General features: G+C 65.2%; 21 protein-coding genes. 10 read left to right on the top strand and 11 right to left on the bottom strand.

The window, feature by feature from the left end:
- Positions 1-82 precede the first annotated feature (82 nt).
- Positions 83-772, bottom strand: coding sequence for an SOS response-associated peptidase (locus tag U5914_RS02605; RefSeq protein ID WP_336133940.1), 690 nt, complete (start codon positions 770-772; stop codon positions 83-85).
- Positions 773-946: 174 nt separating this feature from the next.
- Positions 947-1,399, bottom strand: coding sequence for an RDD family protein (locus U5914_RS02600; protein ID WP_336133938.1), 453 nt, complete (start codon positions 1,397-1,399; stop codon positions 947-949).
- A 119-nt stretch (positions 1,400-1,518) separates the two neighbouring features.
- On the opposite strand from U5914_RS02600, the gene U5914_RS02595 reads away from it, so the two are divergent.
- A complete protein-coding gene (locus tag U5914_RS02595) occupies positions 1,519-1,902 on the top strand; it encodes a hypothetical protein (RefSeq protein WP_336133936.1) in 384 nt (127 codons plus the stop codon).
- A gap of 225 nt (positions 1,903-2,127) precedes the next feature.
- The gene (locus tag U5914_RS02590) at positions 2,128-3,393 is read left to right on the top strand and encodes an ornithine cyclodeaminase, nickel-pincer nucleotide-dependent (protein WP_336133935.1); all 1,266 of its coding nucleotides are present in this window, start codon (positions 2,128-2,130) and stop codon (positions 3,391-3,393) included.
- Between the two features lie 24 nt (positions 3,394-3,417).
- Here the strand turns inward: U5914_RS02590 and U5914_RS02585 are convergent, their stop codons facing one another.
- Positions 3,418-3,807 carry a universal stress protein gene (locus tag U5914_RS02585; RefSeq protein WP_336133934.1) on the bottom strand — a complete coding sequence of 130 codons (390 nt, stop codon included), beginning with the start codon at positions 3,805-3,807 and terminating at the stop codon, positions 3,418-3,420.
- Between the two features lie 169 nt (positions 3,808-3,976).
- Here U5914_RS02585 and gcvPA point away from each other — a divergent pair, with 169 nt between their 5' ends.
- On the top strand, positions 3,977-5,305 hold the full coding sequence (gcvPA, locus tag U5914_RS02580; protein WP_336133932.1) for an aminomethyl-transferring glycine dehydrogenase subunit GcvPA: 1,329 nt from the start codon (positions 3,977-3,979) through the stop codon (positions 5,303-5,305).
- Complete coding sequence (gene gcvPB / locus U5914_RS02575; RefSeq protein WP_336133929.1) at positions 5,302-6,735, top strand: aminomethyl-transferring glycine dehydrogenase subunit GcvPB; 1,434 nt, start codon at positions 5,302-5,304, stop codon at positions 6,733-6,735. The genes gcvPA and gcvPB overlap by 4 nt, the downstream gene beginning before the upstream one ends.
- Before the next feature lie 519 nt (positions 6,736-7,254).
- On the opposite strand, the gene U5914_RS02570 is transcribed toward gcvPB, so the two are convergent.
- The gene (locus U5914_RS02570; RefSeq protein ID WP_336133928.1) at positions 7,255-7,413 is read right to left on the bottom strand and encodes a DUF7838 family putative zinc beta-ribbon protein; all 159 of its coding nucleotides are present in this window, start codon (positions 7,411-7,413) and stop codon (positions 7,255-7,257) included.
- Positions 7,414-7,727: 314 nt separating this feature from the next.
- Here U5914_RS02570 and U5914_RS02565 point away from each other — a divergent pair, with 314 nt between their 5' ends.
- A complete protein-coding gene (locus U5914_RS02565) occupies positions 7,728-8,876 on the top strand; it encodes a thiolase family protein (protein WP_336133927.1) in 1,149 nt (382 codons plus the stop codon).
- Positions 8,877-8,915: 39 nt separating this feature from the next.
- On the opposite strand, the gene U5914_RS02560 is transcribed toward U5914_RS02565, so the two are convergent.
- From U5914_RS02560 to hisD, 3 genes are all read right to left on the bottom strand, one after another.
- The gene (locus tag U5914_RS02560; RefSeq protein ID WP_336133926.1) at positions 8,916-9,701 is read right to left on the bottom strand and encodes an enoyl-CoA hydratase/isomerase family protein; all 786 of its coding nucleotides are present in this window, start codon (positions 9,699-9,701) and stop codon (positions 8,916-8,918) included.
- An 87-nt stretch (positions 9,702-9,788) separates the two neighbouring features.
- On the bottom strand, positions 9,789-10,274 hold the full coding sequence (locus tag U5914_RS02555) for a hypothetical protein (protein ID WP_336133924.1): 486 nt from the start codon (positions 10,272-10,274) through the stop codon (positions 9,789-9,791).
- Between the two features lie 39 nt (positions 10,275-10,313).
- Positions 10,314-11,582, bottom strand: a complete 1,269-nt coding sequence (gene hisD, locus U5914_RS02550) for a histidinol dehydrogenase (RefSeq protein WP_336133923.1) — start codon at positions 11,580-11,582, stop codon at positions 10,314-10,316.
- Between the two features lie 87 nt (positions 11,583-11,669).
- Here hisD and U5914_RS02545 point away from each other — a divergent pair, with 87 nt between their 5' ends.
- The 3 genes from U5914_RS02545 to U5914_RS02535 all read left to right on the top strand — a co-directional run bounded on the left by U5914_RS02545 (position 11,670) and on the right by U5914_RS02535 (position 13,000).
- Positions 11,670-11,963 (top strand): DUF7967 family protein, encoded by a 294-nt coding sequence (locus U5914_RS02545; RefSeq protein WP_336133922.1) that lies wholly within the window; start codon positions 11,670-11,672, stop codon positions 11,961-11,963.
- A 140-nt stretch (positions 11,964-12,103) separates the two neighbouring features.
- Positions 12,104-12,850 (top strand): cytochrome c biogenesis protein, encoded by a 747-nt coding sequence (locus U5914_RS02540; RefSeq protein WP_336133920.1) that lies wholly within the window; start codon positions 12,104-12,106, stop codon positions 12,848-12,850.
- A gap of 6 nt (positions 12,851-12,856) precedes the next feature.
- Positions 12,857-13,000 carry a CcmD family protein gene (locus U5914_RS02535; protein WP_336133918.1) on the top strand — a complete coding sequence of 48 codons (144 nt, stop codon included), beginning with the start codon at positions 12,857-12,859 and terminating at the stop codon, positions 12,998-13,000.
- Between the two features lie 124 nt (positions 13,001-13,124).
- Here the strand turns inward: U5914_RS02535 and U5914_RS02530 are convergent, their stop codons facing one another.
- Positions 13,125-13,589, bottom strand: coding sequence for a cytochrome c maturation protein CcmE domain-containing protein (locus U5914_RS02530; RefSeq protein ID WP_336133917.1), 465 nt, complete (start codon positions 13,587-13,589; stop codon positions 13,125-13,127).
- 133 nt (positions 13,590-13,722) lie between these two features.
- Between U5914_RS02530 and U5914_RS02525 the strand changes: the two genes are divergently transcribed.
- Positions 13,723-14,454, top strand: a complete 732-nt coding sequence (locus U5914_RS02525) for an ABC transporter ATP-binding protein (protein WP_336133915.1) — start codon at positions 13,723-13,725, stop codon at positions 14,452-14,454.
- Positions 14,451-15,128 carry a heme exporter protein CcmB gene (locus U5914_RS02520; protein ID WP_336133913.1) on the top strand — a complete coding sequence of 226 codons (678 nt, stop codon included), beginning with the start codon at positions 14,451-14,453 and terminating at the stop codon, positions 15,126-15,128. Before U5914_RS02525 ends, U5914_RS02520 begins: the two co-directional genes overlap by 4 nt.
- 23 nt (positions 15,129-15,151) lie before the next feature.
- Here the strand turns inward: U5914_RS02520 and U5914_RS02515 are convergent, their stop codons facing one another.
- The 3 genes from U5914_RS02515 to U5914_RS02505 form a co-directional block, all read right to left on the bottom strand.
- On the bottom strand, positions 15,152-16,354 hold the full coding sequence (locus U5914_RS02515) for a carboxypeptidase-like regulatory domain-containing protein (RefSeq protein ID WP_336133912.1): 1,203 nt from the start codon (positions 16,352-16,354) through the stop codon (positions 15,152-15,154).
- A 76-nt stretch (positions 16,355-16,430) separates the two neighbouring features.
- Positions 16,431-18,833 carry a cytochrome c biogenesis protein CcsA gene (gene ccsA / locus U5914_RS02510; RefSeq protein ID WP_336133910.1) on the bottom strand — a complete coding sequence of 801 codons (2,403 nt, stop codon included), beginning with the start codon at positions 18,831-18,833 and terminating at the stop codon, positions 16,431-16,433.
- Positions 18,830-19,303, bottom strand: a complete 474-nt coding sequence (locus tag U5914_RS02505; protein WP_336133908.1) for a thioredoxin family protein — start codon at positions 19,301-19,303, stop codon at positions 18,830-18,832. The genes ccsA and U5914_RS02505 overlap by 4 nt, the downstream gene beginning before the upstream one ends.
- Positions 19,304-19,403 lie beyond the last annotated feature (100 nt).

The following is a 19,403-nucleotide window of genomic DNA, read 5'->3' as shown; positions in this document are numbered from 1 at the left end:
CGTGCCGCGGCCCCGAGACACGAAATGCAACGGAAGCTCCGCGAAATTACGTCCGGCAGTATCGGCGTTCGGTCCCCGGTGGCTATCCGTCGACCGGCTGGACCAGTTCGGCCCGGTCGTTCGCGGGGTTATTGACGGCCGTCGAGACCGGATAGGAACGGAACCCCTCGGTCGGCGCGGGATCGAGCGGCACGTCCTCGCCGTCGAGCCACGCGCGTTCCTCCTCGGGGTCGAGGATGACGGCCATCCGGTGGTGTAGCGGCTCGACGACCGAATTGGGCTCGGTCGTCAGGATGGTGAACGTCTCGATGGGGTCGGCCTCACCGTGGTCGGCGCCGCCGCCCCCGAAGGCGTCGAGGCCGGTCTGCTGGGTGTCGGGGGTCCACCGTTCCCAGAGGCCGGCCATCCCGAAGGGGCGGTCGTCCTCGTAGGCGACCCGATAGGGGCGTTTCCCGTCGCCGCGGTCGGCCCACTCGTAGAAGCCGTCGGCCGGGACGATACATCTACGGCGCTCGTAGGCCTCCGCGAAGGCCGGCTTCTCGTCGACGGTCTCGGCGCGGGCGTTGATGTGGCCCTCGTCGCTTTCATCGGCCCACTCGGGCAGGAGGCCCCACTCGAGACGCTGGAAGGATTCGGATGCCTCGTCGGTAATGACGGGAAGTTGCTGGCTCGGGGCAGCGTTGTACCGCGGTTCGAACTCGCTGTCGAAGGCCGCGTCGAACCGGGATTCGAGTTCCGACGGGGGCGTGAACAGGCTGTACCGGCCGCACATACCGACGGCTACGGGGTGGGTTGCGTTATAGGTGGCGAACAGGCGGAGCATGCGAGGGTCGGAGCGACGCGAGACCCTCGTGGCTCGCGGGTCGTTTCACTCCGCGCTCGCGCCTCGACCGGCCGCCGGTCGTGGTCACACCACGGGACGGCTGGCCGCGTGTTCGTATTTAAACTACAGGCGGTCGACCTTCTCTTTCGTCTCGACCACGATGGTATCTGCCAGCAGGTCGCCGAGTCGCTGGTTCCGGTCGGTCAGGTAGATGGCGACGAGGCCGATGATGTAGAAGAACGGCAGGGCGTCGACGATACGAAGGACCGTCCTGATGGCCGACTCGCGGTAGTCGATGGGGTCGCCGTCTTCGGTGACGACGACGATGTTCATGAGCATCTTGCCGACCGTCTGGCCGTATTCGGCCTCGAAGTAGACGAAATAGGCGAGGAAGGCGATGCCGATCAGTCCCCCGACGAGAGCGCCCAACGTGTCGGAGATCGCACCGACGATACCGGTCAGAACGCCGTATACGACGCCGAACAGGATCGCGTCTATCAGGAACGCCGCGATGCGCTTGAAAACGACGTCGCCTTCGGTACCCAGCTGCGGTTGCGGTCGTTCGAGGGAAACCATGGACGTTCCTGCACCCGGCGATAAGATAAATGCCACTCACTCCGGGACCGTTCACGGGGTTGCTGATTTATAAGTGGGGCTGCCCGCGAATTTAAACGATATCGCGCCGTATCCACCCTGTGGCCGACGACGACACGCCGACGTTCGCCATCTCCGACCGGCCGGTGCGTCGCTACCCGCGCCGCGGGGGCGTCGAATACGAGGGAGAGACCGTCTTCGCGGTGACGCCGGCGGACGATTACGATGACCCGCAACTGGCGGCGCTGGTTGAGTCGGTGCTCGACGAGGGGCCCTACCGGTACGGCGACTGGTTCGACCTGCCGATGCCGCTGTATCTGGTCCACGACGAGGAGACCGGCGATACGTTCCGGGTCGCGGTCCGTGACGGAAGCGTCGAGTTTCACGTCCTGCCGAACACCGACTCGGCGGGACTGCGGGCGCTCTACGAGCGATTGGTGGCACGGTCGGACGCGACGTGGCGGGTACGCCGCCGGGCCGAATAAAGCGGGGTAAGGGTTGGGTTGGGGACAGGGTGCCTCTCGTCGGGTGCTGTGTGGCCCTTTCTCCACGCGCACCCGTCCGAACGATGGCCGATAGCCCCCTTCAGTATTCTCCCAATTCCGACCCAATTTCCCGCGGTCGGTTTCGGGTGGTGTGGATGCTCCCGTCGGCGAGAGGGTCGGCCCGGACCCACAACCGACTTACCCGGGGGTTCCGTCTCCGTTGATATGAGCGTCTCTCGTGTGGTCGAACTCGAGGGCCACATCATCGACTCGGGGATGATGGAGGCCGCCTTCAGCATCGTCATGGACCACGGCGGCTCCTTCGACGTCGAGGAGTTCGACATCGGCCGCCAGAAGGACCAGGAATCGTACGCCAAGATGCTCGTGACCGCTGAGGACGAGGAGACCCTCCAGCGCATCGTCCACGACCTCCACCAGCGCGGTGCGAACCCGGCGGACCCGAACGACGCCCAACTCGAGGAGGCGCCCGAAGACCAGGTCGTCCCGCACGGCTTCTACTCGACGACCAACCACCCGACCCAGATTCGCTACGACGGCGAATGGGTCGAGGTCGAGGACATCGAGATGGACTGTGCGGTCATCGTCGAGGCGGACGAATCAGCGGACAACGACGCCGGCGTCCGCGCGTACACGAAGGTCCTCAACGCCATCGAGGAGGGCGACCGCATCGTCACCGGTGACGCGGGCATCCGCGTCCAGCCGCCCGAGCGTCCCCGCGGACAGGAGGGCGCCTTCGGATTCATGCAGGGCGGCATCTCCAGCGAGCGGCCCTCCGAATCGACCATCGAACAGATCGCCGAGGCCATCGAGGAGACCAAACGCGAGGACGGCAACGTCCTCGTCGTCGCCGGCCCCGCACTCATCCACTCGGGGGCCCGCGAGGACCTCGCTCGCCTCGTCGAAAACGGCTATGTCGACGGTCTCTCCATCGGTAACGGCTTCGCCGTCCACGACATCGAGCGGGACCTCTACGGCACGTCGCTCGGCGTCAACACGGAGACGCTGGACCACGCCCGCCACGGCCACAAACACCACATCTACGCCATCAGCGAGATCATCCGCGAGGGGGGCATCGAGGAGGCCGTCGAGAGCGGCAAACTCGAATCCGGCGTCATGTACCAGTGCGTCGAAAACGACGTGCCCTACGTCATCGCTGGCTCCATCCGTGACGACGGCCCGCTACCGGACACCATCACCGACGCCGTCGAGGCCCAGAACGCCATCCGCGAGCAGGCCCGCGACGCCGATATGGTGCTCATGCTGTCGACGTTGCTACACAGCGTCGCGGTGGGCAACTGCCTGCCGTCGACGACGCGGGTCGTCTGCGTCGACATCAACCCCGCCACCGTCACGCAACTGCTGGACCGTGGGTCGGCGCAGGCAGTCGGCATGGTGACCGACATCGGGACGTTCGTGCCCATCCTCGCGGAGAACCTGCTCGAGGAGGGCGCGGTCGAACTCGACGACTGAGACACGGGGACCGCCCGCCGAGGATTAACTGGACAGCGGGATGGAGACGACGGGTCGGTCCGCCGAAAGCAGGACCTGCTGGGCCGTCGAGCCGAACACCATCTTCCCGGTGCGACTCCGCTGGCGGACCCCGATGACGATTTCGTCGATGTCGTATTTATCGGCGAACATCTGGATGTCGGTCTCGGGGTCGTTGCCCCGCACGAGCTGGTGGGTTTCGGCGTTCGGCAGTCCCTCGGCGAGCTCCTCCATCGCCTCCGCGCCCTCGTATATCTTCTCGTCGGAGGTGCTGTCGCCGCCGACGTTCGAATTGACGACGTAGACGGTGTCGCCGTCGGTGACGCGCCCTTCGAGGTAGCGTCGGAGCCGCTTGCTCGTCGCCTCGTTGTCGGTCGCTGCAAGGAACTTCGTCATGGAGGACTCGTCGCTCGGAGCCCTCTTAAAACCGACCGCCGAATCCCGAACAGGATACACGTACTTGCATACATATGGGTGATTGAAAGGAACGATATACAACTGGATGCGTCCGAACCGGGGCAATCATTAGCCATGGGGCGCAACGGTCGGACACGCTCAGTTTCCTATGACAGCCAACGGTAGCCCCTACGCGCCGCATACCGACGCCGAGACGGAGGCGATGCTCTCGGCGGTCGGGGCGGACAGCGAGGAGGCACTCTTCGACATCCCCGCGGAGGTCCGCTTCGACGGGTCCTTCGGTATCGACGCGCGGAGCGAACAGGCGGTCCGGTCCCACGTCGGCCGCATGCTCGGCGAGAACGACGACCTCGTCGAGTTCCTCGGCCGGGGCCACTACGACCACTACGTCCCCTCGATGGTCGACCACCTGTCGCTTCGCTCGGAGTTTCTGACCAGTTACACCCAGTATCAACCCGAGGTCGCACAGGGCTTTCTGCAGGCGCTCTTCGAGTATCAGTCGATGCTCGTCGAGTTGACCGGCCTCGACGTTGCCAACTGCTCGATGTACGACGCCGCGACCGCCCTCGGCGAGGCCGCCACGCTCGCGACGCGCGTTCGTGAGGCCTCCGGGTCACGCGTGCTCGTCCCCGAGACCCTGCAAGCCGGCCGCCGCGGCACACTGGAGAACTACCTCGCCGGCCACGACCTCACCGCCGAGTCCTACCCGATGGACGACGGCAACGTCGACACTGACGCTCTCGCCGATGCCGTCGACGAGGAGACGCTGGTCGTCTACGCCGAGAACCCGACGGTTCGCGGGACCATCGAGGAGCACCTCGATTCGGTCGGCACGCTCGCCGACGACCACGACGCGCTGTTCGTCCTCGGGTCCGACCCCGTCGCACTCGCCCTGCTCGAAGAGCCCGCCAGCGTCGGCGCCGACGTCGTGGTGGGCGACGCCGCGACGCTCGGCCTGCCGACGGCCTACGGCATGGGTCTCGGCCTCTTTGCCTGCCGCGAGGAGTTCCTCCGGCAGGTCCCCGGCCGACTCGTCGGCGCCAGCGACGACGACGATGGGCGCCGTGCCTACACGCTCACGCTCCAGACCCGCGAACAGCACATCCGTCGGGAGCGTGCCACCTCGAACATCTGTACGAACCAGGCGTGGGTCGCCCTCCGGACCGCGATGCACGTCGCGTGGCTCGGCGCGGACGGCCTCGTCGACCTCGCCGAGAACTGCGTCGTTCGCGCCCGCGACCTCGCAGAGCGGCTGAACGAAATCAAGGGCGTGCGCGCGCCGGTCCACGACCGCCACCACTTCCGGGAGTTCGTCGCCCGGACCGACCAGCCTGCCTCCGCCGTCGCGACCGACCTCGAAAACGCCGGCTATGCGGTCCACGCCGTCGGCGAACACGAGGTGCAGGTCTGTGTGACCGAGACCAACGAGGCCGCTACCGACGGCTTCGTCGCCGCCTTCGAGGAGGCTGCACGATGACCGACGACGACCCTCTCATCTACGACCAGGCGCGCTGGGTCGACGACGCCGAGACCTACGAACCGCTGCTCTCGGAGAAGAACACCGAGGCGGTCGAAGTCGACTCCTCGCTTCCCGACGACCTCACTCGCGATACCGTCGAGTTGCCGAGCCTCAGCGAGCCGGAACTCGCCCGCCATTACACCCGGCTCTCGGAGATGAACTACGGAGTCGAATCCGGGCCGTTCCCGCTCGGCTCCTGTACGATGAAGTACAACCCCAAGTTCACCGAGGACGTCGCGGCCCTGCCCGACGCGTCGGTCCATCCGGACCGGTCCGAACGGAGCGTGCAGGGGACGCTCAAACTCCAGTACGAACTGCAGGATTATCTGGGTCGCATCGGCGGCATGGACGCGGTCACGCTCCAGCCGCCGGCCGGCGCAGCCGGGGAGTTCACGGGCATCCTCATCGCGAAGGCCTATCACGAGGCCAACGGCGACGACCGCAGCGAGGTCGTCATCCCCGATTCGGCCCATGGCACCAACTTCGCCAGCGCGGCGATGGCCGGCTACGACGTGGTGACACTCCCGAGTGCCGACGACGGTCGGGTCGAACTCGACGCCCTCGATGCCGCGCTCTCGGAGGATACCGCCGCGCTCATGCTCACCAACCCGAACACGCTCGGCCTCTTCGAACGCGATATCGAGGAGATCGCCGACATGGTCCACGACGTCGGCGGTCTCCTCTACTACGACGGGGCGAACCTCAACGCGCTGCTCGGCCGCGCCCGTCCCGGTGACATGGGCTTCGACATCATGCACTACAACGTCCACAAGACGTTCGCCACGCCGCACGGCGGCGGCGGCCCCGGCGCCGGCCCCGTCGGCGTCACCGAGGAACTCGTGGAGTTCGTGCCGGACCCGCACGTTCGGAAATCCAACGGCGGATACGAACTCTACGAACCCGACCACTCCATCGGCAAGGTCCACGGCCATCAGGGCAACTGGCTCGTCCTCGTGAAGGCCTACGCCTACATCGCCCGCCTCGGCGACGAGGGTCTTTCGGACGCCTCTGCGAAGGCCGTCCTCAACGCCAACTATCTCGCCGAACAGGTCGACTACGAGGTTCCCTTCGGGCCCTTCCACCACGAGTTCGTCGCCTCGGCGGGCGAGCAGGACGCCGCCGACGTCGCAAAGCGCATGCTCGATTACGGCGTCCACCCGCCGACCACCAAGTGGCCCGAAATCGTCGGCGAGGCGCTGATGACCGAACCTACCGAAATCGAGAACAAGCGCACGCTCGACCAGCTCGCGGCGGCGTTCAACGCCGCTCGCGGTGACGACGACGAGACGCTGGCGTCCGCTCCCGAACGGGCGGCAGCAGCCCGCATCGACCAGGTGACGGCCGCCCGGAATCCGCGACTCTCCTGGCAGGCGCTGGGCGACGAATAGCGTACTCCACGATTTTCTCCGCTAGAGCGCTGCTAGCTGTGGATGGGTCTTCTCTGAGAATGTGGATTTAATATCGCAATATATGATTTATAGGTTGGCGAACGAACCGATGTCTGTCGAGAAAATTATTGAGATTTTAACAAATTTGGTGAGTCGAGGGACGAATCGTGGGTCCGTACCCGCGATGTGCGAATGCCTCGACGGTCGGCAACTGGGAGGTCGGAAGTCGAGGCAGGCCGGTACTGCTGGCAATCAACTGGGTGGGTCCGGTGGAGGGTCGACTGTCGGACTACTGGAGGGGACGACTGTGACGATAACTCCGGGGGTCTGACCGAAAAAAGGGGTCGTGCCCGATGGGTCGGTTCTGGTGGTCAGCAATCAGCAGCCCCCGAGTCGTTACGAATTATCGCGATGCCCGTCGCGCGCGCGAAGTAGGTCACAGACGTTGGCCGGGGTCAACAGCGCTACTGGTCGACACAGCCGAGCGGATGCCGATCGTGCAATATCTCGCTTGCCGTATCAGGCCGAGGTGTCGATGCCGTTGATCGTCACGAAGCCGTAATCGCAGTTGGGACAGTGCCACTTCTTTTTGACTCCGAGGTGGAGTCGCGTACTCGCGGCTTTGTAGAACTCGTCGGCACCACACTCCGGACAGTCGTTTTCCAGCGAGAGGCTCATGCTCGAAGGCTAGCGGGGGCGCCAGTTGTAGTTTACTGGTTCGGCCGGCCGCTGAACGCCGACTTCGACCCGTTCGGCGGGCAGTAAACTATATATTGATATACGAAATTGCATCGAACTTTCGTACCGTCTAACCCACGAATCGGCCCTCCTACCCCTACGTACCGAAAAGACCGAATTAACGTCTGCAAACCGCGGCCGTCTGCTGTCGGTGGTCGGCGCTCACGATGTGCCCTCCTATCGGCCTATAAGAAGAAACCGTACATAAGCACCAAAACGCACAAGGGGCGTCTTACCGTGTGTTCACAGGACACATGAGTACGCCAGTCATCGTCGACGCGGTACGGACGCCGTTCGGCAAGCGCGACGGATCGTTCAGCGACACCCATCCGCAGGACCTCGCGGCCGAGCCCCTTACCGCGCTGCGGGAGCGCAACGACTTCGACCCGGAGACCGTCGAGGACGTCATCTACGGCTGTGTGACGCCCATCGACGAACAGGGCCTCAACATCGGCCGCCTCGCGCCGATGGTCGCCGGCTGGGGAGACGGCGTTCCCGGCGTCCAGCTCAACCGGATGTGCGGTTCCGGCCAGCAGGCCATCAACTTCGCCGCGGGCCAGATCGCGGCGGGCCACCACGACGTCCTCATCGCGGGCGGCACCGAGCACATGACCCGGGTCCCGATGGGCTCGGACGGCAACAGCGTCACGGACACCTACTTCCAGTATTTCGACGAACTCACCACGCAGGGTGAGGGCGCCGAGCGCATCGCCGAGAACTACGGGTTCACCCGCGACGAACTCGACGAACTCGCCGCCGAATCCCAGCAGCGCTGGGGCGAGGCCGCCGAAGCAGGCAAGTACGACGACCAGGTCGTCCCCGTCGAGACCGAACTCGACGACGAATCGGTCATGGTCGAGGAGGACGAACACCCGCGTCCCTCGACGACCGCGGAGAAACTCGCCAACCTGCCGCTGTCGTTCCGCGGCGAGGGCGACGGCTTCCACCACGCCGGCAACTCCTCGGGCATCGTCGACGGCGCGGGCGGGCTGCTCATCGCCAGCGAGGAGGCCGCCGAGGAACACGGCTGGGACCCGATGGCCCGCATCGTCGACTCCCACGTCGTCGGCGTCGACCCCATCACGATGCTGACGGGGCCGATTCCGGCAACGAAGGAGATACTCGACCAGAACGACATGTCCATCGACGACATCGACCGCTTCGAGGTCAACGAGGCCTTCGCCGCCGTCGTCGCCGCGTGGCTCGAGGAGACCGGCGCCGACTGGGAGAAGACCAACGTCTGGGGCGGCGCCATCGCCCACGGCCACCCGCTGGGCGCGACCGGCAGCGCACTCGTCGGGAAACTCCCCTACCAGCTCGAAGAGTGTGACGGCCAGTACGGCCTCTCGACGATGTGTATCGGCTTCGGGCAAGGCATCGCCACCATCATCGAGCGGCTCTAAGCGTCCTGGATCCCCGATTTTCGACCTTTTTCGCGACGATTACTCGCCGGTGAACTCCGGGCTTTCGTCGCCGCCGAAGGCTGCGTGCCCCCGCGAGAAGTCCTCGGTGTTCGTCAGGCCGGCGATGGTCTCGGCTTCGGCGCCGAGGTGGGCATCCAGCGAGTTGTCGAAGCTCTCGGTGAGCAGGCGCTTGGTCGCGGCGTAGGCCTGTGTCGGCCCCTCGGCCAGCCGTTCGGCTTCGGCGGCCAAGCGCTCGTCGAGTTCGTCGTCGGGGACGACCTCGGTCGCGAGGCCGATATCGTCGGCTTCGGCGGCGTCGATGGGTTCGTCGCGGAAGGCCAACTCCTGTGCGCGCCGGAGGCCGACGAGTCGCGGGAGGAGATAGCTCGACCCGCCGTCGGCCGAGAGGCCGATGCGTGGGTAGGCGAACTCGAAGCGGGCGGACTCGCCGACGAGGACGATATCGCCACAGACGGCAGGCCCGAGGCCCCCGCCCGCGGCGACGCCGTTGACACCGGTCACGACGGGCTTGGGTGCGTGAATCATCTGGCTGAGGAACTCGTGGAGGTTGCTGGCGAGTGCGCGAATCGCCGGTTCGTCGCTGCCGTCGCCGGACAGCATCGTCAGGTCGGCGCCGGTGTTGAAGACGGGGCCGTTGCCGGTCAGGGCGATGGCCCGAACCGCGTCGTCGCTGACGAGGTCGTGGGCCGCCTCGACGAGTTCGTCGCCCATCCGCTCGTTGAGTGCGTTGTGGGCCTCGGGTCGGTCGAAGGCGATTCGTCCGACGGCATCCGTGCGACTGACGGCGAGTGTCTCGTATGACATACGAGGTGGTGCGTCGGGCGGCCTCAAAGCCGTACCGGCGGCGGAAGGATGGTCAGTGAATGGGCGTGCTTATCGAACGGGTGACCGTCAGCTATGGCGGTATTCACTCAGTTTCTCGGATACGCGACGGTTCATCGGGATTGCTGTCGGCGGACCGAGGAGTAATGCGCCGAACAAACCGAGCGCAGTAAGTAACGCGAACGGGGCGTCCACTCCCGTCCCGAGAATCGCGAATAAGACCAACGCGAAGCCGACAGCGACGACTACGAATAACCGTTGCCCGAGAGCGTGAAAAAACACGATGGCCGCGCTCGCGTATTTAGTTCCGTACTCATCGAGGAACTGCTCGGTGTCCGCTAGTGCGGCCAGTAGATGGCATACGCCGTACCCTGAGAGAAGTACTGACCCAGCCGCCCACGAGATGGATAGAACCGTCTCGCTCGGGGTTGGCAGTCCCTCCGTAACTATCGCCACGAAGGGTTCAATGGCGATTACGATAGCGAAGAAAATCAAGGCCAAGATAGCATTTGAATCGCGTATCTTGCGAGCACGCTCGAAGATGACGCCAGCCATCGAAAAACTGTACCTGCCCGAACTCGGTAAGCCTATGGGCTATTCAAACCGCCTCTCGACGCTTTCGGCGTGGGCCTCCAACCCCTCCGCACGCGCGAGTGTCGTCACGGTCTCACGGAGGTCCGAAAGCGCCTCCTCGTCGAGTTTCTGGACCGTCGTCGACCGGACGAAGTCGTCGACCGAGAGGCCGCCGGTGACCTTCGCGAGGCCGCCGGTCGGCAGGACGTGGTTCGGGCCGGAGGCGTAATCGCCCGCGGCGACAGGGGAGTTTCCGCCGAGGAAGACACTGCCGGCCGAATCGATGCGATCCAGCACGCCCTCGTCGTCCTCGGTGACGATAGAGAGGTGTTCGGCGGCGTACTCCTCGGCGAAGAGGACGGCCTCGGGCATCGACCGCGTGAGGAGGACGTCGGAAGCGTCGTTGTCGAGGGCGGCCTCGATGACCTCCGAGCGTTCGCGTTCTTCGGCCTGCCGGTCGCATTCCTCGGCGACGGCCTCGGCGGTTGCCTCGTCGTCGGTGACACAGACGACCGACGCGTTGGGGTCGTGTTCGGCCTGTGCGACCATGTCGGCGGCGACGAGTTCGGGGTCGGCAGTGTCGTCGCAGACGACCAGCACCTCCGAGGGCCCGGCGAGGAAATCGATTTCGACGTCGCCGCGAACCTCGGCCTTGGCGGCGGTGACCCACTTGTTGCCCGGGCCGACGATTTTCTGGACCGCGGAGACGCTTTCGGTACCGTAGGCGAGCGCGGCGATGGCCTGCGCGCCGCCGACCTGATAGACGGCGTCGGCGCCGGCGACGTGAATCGCCGCCAGCGTCGCGGGGTTGATGGCTTCGGCGGGCGGGGTGGCGACGGCGACGTGGTCGACGCCCGCAACCTTCGCGGGGATGACGCCCATCAGCGCGCTGGAGGGATAGGCCGCGGTGCCGCCGGGGGCGTAGACGCCGACGCGTTCCAGCGGGCGGTATCGGCGGCCGAGTTCGCGGCCGTCGAAGTCCTCGCGCCAGTCCTCGGGGGCCTGCCGCTCGTGGAAGGCCTCGATGTTGTCGGCGGCCGTCTCGATGGCGTCGCGAATCTCGTCGTCGACCTCCTCGTAGGCGCGTTCGGCCTCGTCGGTGATGTCGACGTTGCCGACCTCGACGTCGTCGAACTCGCTAGCGTAGGAGCGGAGCGCGACGTCGCCTTCCTCGCGGACCCGGTCGACGATGTCACGGACCGAATCACGAATCTCGGCGACGCCGGCGTCCCGCTCGAACAGCGCCGCTCGCTCGCCGGGCGAGAGGTCGGCTACGGCTCTCACGTTCATGTTCACACCGTGGGTTGCGGGCCGGAAAGCGGTTTCCATCGTGGGATTCGGCGACACACTCATCCGGCCACGTAGCCTAGTTTACGTATGGATGCGAAACAGTCGGCGGACGGCGAGGCGGTCCGGGTGTGGCTCGCCGAGCGCACCTACGGCGACGACGAGCAGAACCTCATCATCCTCACCTACGCCACCCTCGACGGCGAGCGCTACCTCCGCAAGGAACGCGCCCTGACGAGTTTCACGGGGCCCGGTCGGGAGACGAAGGCCTCGCTCGAAGTCACCCCCAGCGAACTCGGGGAGGCCCCCGAGGACGAACGCGAGTACCTCGCGCAGGCGGCCGGCCGGACTGCCGAGCGCAACGACCCCGACGACGCGGTCTGAATCGGCCAGCAGTATGCGACTTCGGCGATGACGCAGTGAAGCAAGGAGCGCAGTTTGGCCGCCCCGACAGCGTCACCGTGTTCGCGCGGGGCGGTCGTCTTTCGCGTGTCTTTTTTAGCCGGTACCCTCTTGCTACCGATATGGCTTCACGCGAGCGTTTCGTGATCGGGCTTCTCCGCCGTGGGTTTCGGAGCTCTCTCCCGGGGTATCTGGCGATTCTGCTCGGAATCGCCTCCCTCGGGTTGGTCTTCGGCTACGCGTCGGATTCGATGTACGGCATCAGTCACGGCATCAATCTCGTCGCGTACTGGCACATCCCGATGGCGATAATCGGCGGACTCGCCCTCACCGTCACGTTCCTCGGCTGTGTGCTGTATCTGGTATCCGGCACGCGCTTTTGGGAGCGACTGGCCCACGCGTCGGGCGAAATCGGCTTCGTGTTCGCGACGCTGACGCTCGTCACCGGCAGCGCGTGGGGGCGCATCATCTGGAACACGTGGTGGGACTGGTCCGACATCCGACTCGTCACGTTCCTTTTCGTGTGGTTCATCTACGCGGGCTATCTGCTCATCTACTCCGGGACGGGTGGGTCGGGTCGCGTCTCCCGACTCGCTTCGGTCTACGGCGTCGTCGGGTTCATTACCGTCCCCATCTCCTACGCCTCGACGCGTCTCTGGACGACACGGCTCCACGCGCCCTCCATCGGGAACCCGGATACCGAAGCCGCTATCACCGCGTCGGTGCTTTTCGTCTCGCTTCTCGCGGTGTTCTTCCTGTACGTCGCCCTGCTCGGCAGCCGCGTCCGGCTCTACGAACTCGGCGACCGCATCGATTCGCTGAAACGCCGGAACTGGACAGAAACGCACAAACCGCTCAAGAACGACTGACCCACCATGGAATACCTGCTGCTCTTCGGCTACGGCGCGATATTCGCGGCGCTTATGGTCTACGTGTTGTATCTCCGCAGCCGTCTCTCGGCGGCCGAACAGCGACTCGACGACCTCGCGTCGGATTCCGACGCCGATTCGGAGGTCTGACCGGCCCTTTCTGCCGTCGCGATTCGACGGCGAATCCGATACCGTACAGGAGTGTGGCTACCCGATACGCGACCCGTGGGCGAATCGGTTGAAGCGGACCGCTCGAAGAAGCAGCTATCCAGCGTCAGGAGTCGGCCGCTGGCGTTTCCGTTGACGTTACGGTTCCGTTGTAACTTCCCGTCTCGCTTCCGTTGTAGCCTCCCGCGCCGGTGCCGTTGTGGTCGTAGCCCTCGGGACGTTCGCCCTCGTGGGCCCGCACGGTCAGCGACTCGGCCTCGACGTGCTCGCCGTCGTAGCGTCCCTCCGCGACGACCAGTCGTCCTTCGGCCATCGTCTCGGGCATGTCACCGTCGTAGGTCACCGAGACGGTGTGGTTCCCGTCAGCGACGCCGAACGTGATTTCGTCGTCGGATTGGAGGTCGACGACCCGCCCTTCGAGTTTCACGAGTTCGCCGTCGTAGCTGTCGGTCTCGGTGAGGTTGGTCGGCGTGACGAACTCGGCGGTCGCGCCCATCGTCGTCGACGCCAGAATGGCGAGCAGGACGGCGATTCCGACTCCGCCCACGACGCCTTTCGTCCTCCGATCCATTATGCCCCCATCTTCCGTAGTGGCTCACATCAAACCTTCGCATATCGCCCCACACTTGCCGGGTCGTAGTCGAGGGGATGCCAGCAAGGTCCAGATTACAACGCTTAAATTGCGGGTCCGACAACCCACCCACATGTCGTTCGTCTCCGTCGACGGCGTCTCCAAGCGGTTCGGCTCGCACGTCGGCGTCTCGGACGTGTCCTTCGAACTCCACGCGGGTGAGACGGCAGCGGTGTTCGGTGCCAACGGAGCCGGAAAGACGACGCTCATCAGGCTCCTCGCGTCGCTGTCGCGGCCGACGGACGGTCGAATCACGGTCGGCTCGGAGTCGCTCGCTGACGGCCACGCCTCGGCCCGCTCGCAGGTCGGCGTCGTCGCCCACGAGACGATGCTGTACGGGGAACTCACCGCTCGGGAGAACCTTCGACTGCACGCGCGACTCCACGGCGTCGACCGGGACGTCTGTGAGGACCTCCTCGATGTCGTCGGGCTGGCCGACCGGGGTGGCGAACGCGTCTCCGGGTTCTCACACGGGATGGCAAAGCGGGTCTCGCTCGCCCGTGCGCTCATCCACGACCCCGAACTCCTGCTTTTCGACGAGCCCTACACCGGACTCGACCAGACATCGCTGCGGCGGATAGCGGACGTTCTCGACGACCTCGACGACCGGACCGTCATCGCGGCGACACACGACCTCGAGCGTGGCTTCGAGCTCGCCGACCGACTGTTCTTTCTGAACAACGGCCGCCTCGTGGGGGACCTCGATGCGACCTCGGTCGACACGGTCGCGGCCCTCCGCGAACGGTACCGAACGCTCTGTGCCGGCGACCCGCCCGGTCCCGACCGCCACGGGGGACTCGAATGAGTTGGCGATACCTCCGAACGGTCTACGAAATCGCCCGCAAGGACCTCCTCGTCGAGACGCGGAGCAAACAGACAATCAACTCGGCGTTCGTCTTCTCGCTTCTCATCGTCGTCGTCTTCTCGTTCGTCTTCGGCGAACAGATAGCCGACCGGGAGGTCCTCGCACGCGGGGCGCTCTGGCTCGCCGTCGTCTTCGGCGGCGTCGTCGGGATGAGCCACGCCATCGCCCTCGAAGGCCAAAACGACGCGCTCGAAGGGCTGTTGCTCGCTCCGGTCGACCGGTCGGCCATCTACCTCGGAAAGGTCGTGAGTTCGACGGTCTTCGTGAGCGCGGTCGGGCTGTTGAGTCTCGGCTTCGTCGTGGTGTTTCTGGATTACACCTACGGGGTCGGCATGCTCTCGACGGTTCTGTCGGTGATACCGCTGGCGGCGCTCGGGTTCAGCGCCGTCGGGGTCCTGCTTTCGGTGCTGATGTTACACTCCGGGCTTCAGGAGTCGCTGCTTCCGGTGTTGCTCATCCCGCTCGTGATTCCGGTCATCCTCGCGGGGACGGAACTGACCCGGCCCGGCATCGCCGACGGAACCGCTTCGGCGTGGTTCAGAATCCTGCTCACCTACGACGGGTTGGTCCTTCTCGCCGGCTGGACGACCTTCGAGTACCTCGTCGAGGAGTGACGGAAGGGACGTCGAGCGCCGACTCAGAAACGCCGGTACACGAACAGTCCGCCGACGATGGTCCCAACGAAGGCCAATCCCAGCGGGACGAGCGGTAACTCGTCGCCGTCGTCGCTGTTCGTCGGAGTCGCCTCGGTACCGTTGTCCGCCGTGGTGTTGGTGATGCGCATCGAGATTCGGTCATCCGCAGCGAGCGGTTCGGTGTTCGTCACCATCGGCATCTCCATGTCCGCCTCCACGAGGTTGCTCGAGAACTCCGCCTGCGACAGGTTATATTGCTCCAGAAGGAGGGCGAACGACTCGACGTCGTATCCGACCGGCTTCTCGAGTGACCGGCTGTCGGTCCGATAGAACGCCGCGACCTCGACGGTCTCTCCGGCCTCGATTGAGGCCTCGACCGCCGCGGTTCCGTTCTCACTGCTGATGTTGACGCGTTCGTTTTGGACCGCTCCGGCGACCGTCTCGGCGTTCGACGGAATCTCGTAGGCGACCGACCCCACGAACGGCCGGTCGGCGGTGTTTCGAATCGAGAGAATCTCGACGACGAACAGACCGCTGCCGTCGTCCGTTGGGCCGACCCGCATGAGGTGGTTCACCGGCTGGCCGCCGCCCAACTCGAGCACGTCCCGGTCGTCGGTCGGCGACGCCAGTTCGATTTCGCGGCTCGTGTTCGTCGTATCCGTCGAGACGACGTCCCGGTAGACGGCGCCGTCGGCCTCGATGCGGAGCGAGTAGGTCCGGTTGGGCTGGAGCGGGTCGATGCTGAACGACCCGTCGTCGGCGACGGTTACCTGATTGACTTGCGGCCCGTGTTCACTCATCACGTTGATGGTCGCGTTCGAGACGGGGTTGCCGTCCTCGTCGACGACCGTCCCGGAGACGCTTCGATTCAGCGCGAACGCCGGCGTTTCGGTGGCGTCGACGAGTTCGTAGTACGCCCCGTTTTCGGTTTCGAGTCGGATGAAGTACGTCGTGGCGTTGTCGAACGTCTCGTAGCTGAACGTGCCGTTCTCGACCGTCGTTTCGGTCGGGTCAACGACGGGCTGGTTCGACGTGTTGAGGGCTGCGACGGTGACGGTGTATCCGTCGGCCGAACCGTTTTCGACGGTGACGGTGCCGGTATTCGTGTCCGCCGCTGCGGCGCCGGCGCCGGCAGCCAGCGCGAGCGAGACGAACAACGCGAGTGTGAGCGAGACGAGCAGTGCGGATGTCGGTCGGTGTGTCATGGGTTGGGAGTCGAGTGGGTGTGTGGTTGGGTCGGTCGGCGGGTCGATGCGGGGCGGCGCCTGACGGAGACGGCTGTCAGTCGGAGGTCACCTCGGCGGCGTTCGACCGCTGTCTGAACTGCGGTACGAGACCGTATGCCGGGTCGAACAGCAGCACGATCGCCATCCCGGCCAGCAGGAGCAGAGCACTGGCACGCATGAGGTTCATCAGCGGTATCTGTCGGATGGTCAGCGAGGCGGTGCCGTCGTCGACGGCCGCGATGACGTAAGTGTCGTGGGTCGCGCCGCGGTCGACGAAGACGTCCCGGACCTCCATGCCGCCCTGCTGGATGTATCGCTCCTGGCCGGCGTCGCCGTTGGTGAGTCGGTCGCCGTCCTCGTAGACGGTGAGTCCGACGCTGCTGCCGATAACGCGCGTCTGGTCGAGCGATTCCGGTGGGTTCGACGCCGTGCCGACGTTCTGCGGTTCGGTGACGACGACGGCGTCGGTCTGGGATAGCTCCGGCAGGTAATCCCATATCACGTATCCGACGCCGACCAGCTGTTGGCCTTCGTTGATATCGAGCTGCTGGTGGCCCTCGCCGACGATGCCGATCCAGATCGACGACCCATCGAGCTGGACGATCGTCGCGTTCGGGCCCTGATTCACCTGCGTTACGGTGCCGTAGACCGGTTGCACCGTCTCGTGAATCGACCGGCCCCTGTCGGTCACCTGCTCGACCGAGAGGGCGACGTTCTCGACGTCGGGGTCGGCGGGGCGTTGATACTCCTCGTAGTCGGTCACTTCGACGGCGTAGGCCGACTCGGATACCGCGTGTGTCGGTGGGTCCTCGAGTGCGGCCTCCCGTTCGGCGTCGTCGATGATGACCGACGATTCGGTGGTGAAGATGTACGAGAACGACACCGAGACGACGAGGAGCACGAACCCGACGTGGACCAGCGTGATGCCGGTCTGCTTGAGTTGGAAGTGCCGGTTCGACGACCCGGGAATCAGCGTGAGGGCGCGCTTGATGACGGTGAGGCTGACGTACGCCGCCGGCGGGATGATAGAGAGGATGCTCGCGCTCCCGATAACCCGGTAGAAGAGGACGTCGTTGGGCTCCGTCTCCGCGAGCGTCCACGTCTCGGTCGGGACGAGCAGCGCGGCCACGAGCGTCGCGACGCCGAAGACGCCCAGCGAAACCAGTGCGCGTCGGCGCCCCTCGATGTCGTAGTCCATGTAGAAACCGAGCGCGAGCAGGACGGCGATGAGAACCACGTAGGACCAGAGGTTGTAGTAGATGTTCGTCAACTCGACTTCGATGCCGGTGGTGTAGTTGCTGAGCACCGGGAAGGTCAGCCCCCACACGGAGATGAACCCGAGGAGACCGATGCCGAGCACCGCGAGATGCAGGAGGTTCGAACGGGTTATCCACGACTGGCTTTCGGCCGTCGATTCGGACGGGTCCCTGACCAGCCAGTACCCGAGGGGCAACCCGATGCCGAGGACGAGCGTCGCGGCCAGCAGTACCAACAGCGCCGACCCGATTCCGTCGTTGGCAAAGGAGTGGACGCTCCGGAACACGCCGCTTCGGACGATCGCCGTCGCATAGATGACGAGCGCGAGCGTTGCGGCCGTCATCGCGGGGGCAAGCGTCGCGTACGTCGACTGTGACCGGTAGTTGAGCACCGCGTGCAGCGTCGCAGTGAGGAATATCCACGGAATCAACACCGCGGTCTCGACGGGGTCCCACGCCCAGATGCCGCCCCAGCCGAGGACCCGATACGACCAGACCGAACCGAGGATGATGGCCGCCGTCAGGAACAGCCACGAAACGCGGACCCAGCGTGTGATGCTGCCGATCCACCCGGCGAACACGCCGCCGTCGCCACGCAGCGTCGACACGAAGTGGGTGACGCCGACCGCAAACGGCATCGTCAACAGCCCGTAGGCGATGAACATTATCGGCGGATGAATCGCCATATACGGATCGAGCAACAGCGGGTTGAGGCCGGTCCCGTCGAGGGGGACCGAGCCACCACTCAGTTCCGGGATGGCCTCGCCGATCGGGGTGAAGGGGCTGTCGACGACCAGCATGCCGGCGAGGTAGGTGACGAACCCGATTGTAATCGCCTGTACGAGTTTCCCGTCGGGGGTCTCGAAGCCACGGACGCGCGCCGCCCACAGGGAGACGGCGGCCGCCAGCGCCGCCCACAGGAGGATAGACCCCTCGTTGCCCGCGTAGACGCCGGTGATGCGGTACAGCAGGGGAATGTAGTTCGCCGTGTTGTTGTACACGTACGCGACCGTGTAGTCGGTGACGACGAACAGGTAGGTGAGATAGCCGAGTGCGACCGCCAGCGACCCGGCGGTCACGCCGAGAAGCGGGGTGACGGCGTCGTCGTACGTCTCGTCGCGGCGGAGATAGCCACGGAGCAAAAGCCCCGTCGCCGCGAGTCCCGAGAGGGCCGCGACGACGAGCAGCGCGGTTCCGATCATCGGTCCTCCCACTCCGCTCGGGCCTCGTCGAGATAGGTGGCGAACGCGTCAGTTTCGGCGTAGCCGTTGATCTCCACCAGAACCTCACCGTCCGGCGTAATCGCGACGTGCTGTGGCGGATAGTTCGCGTTGTACTCCTGCTGGAGTTCCTTCGCCGCCGGGCTGCCGTCGTCGAGGTTCACCGCGAGAAGGACGAACTCGTCCAAACGGTCGATTATCTGCTGGTCGGTGTATGCGTTGTTGTTGTAGTCCTCGCAGTACGTACACCACGTCGTCCAGAAGTACACGAGGACGGGCTTTTCCTCCTCGGCGGCGGTATCGAGGGACTCGTTCACGTCGGTCTGCCAGGCGGTATCCCCGTGGTACGAGTAGTTCTCGTCGCTCAGGACGGGCGCCGAATTCATCGAATAGTAGCCGATTCCGAGTGCCAGTATCAATAGAGTGATCGTAAAGAGCTTTCGTGGGTTCATCGGTTCGGCGGGTATACAGAAACAAGAGCAATCGGGAGTGAAAACTCCATCGCAACTCCGATGCGGTTCATGGCAAAAGTTTAGTTGATGGTTGCTGTGG

It is taken from the genome of Natronomonas amylolytica (assembly GCF_037031205.1).
Classification (GTDB): Archaea; Halobacteriota; Halobacteria; order Halobacteriales; family Haloarculaceae; genus Natronomonas; species Natronomonas amylolytica.
The sequence above is the reverse complement of the archived record's forward strand: the minus strand, read 5'-3'. Positions and strand labels throughout refer to the sequence as shown.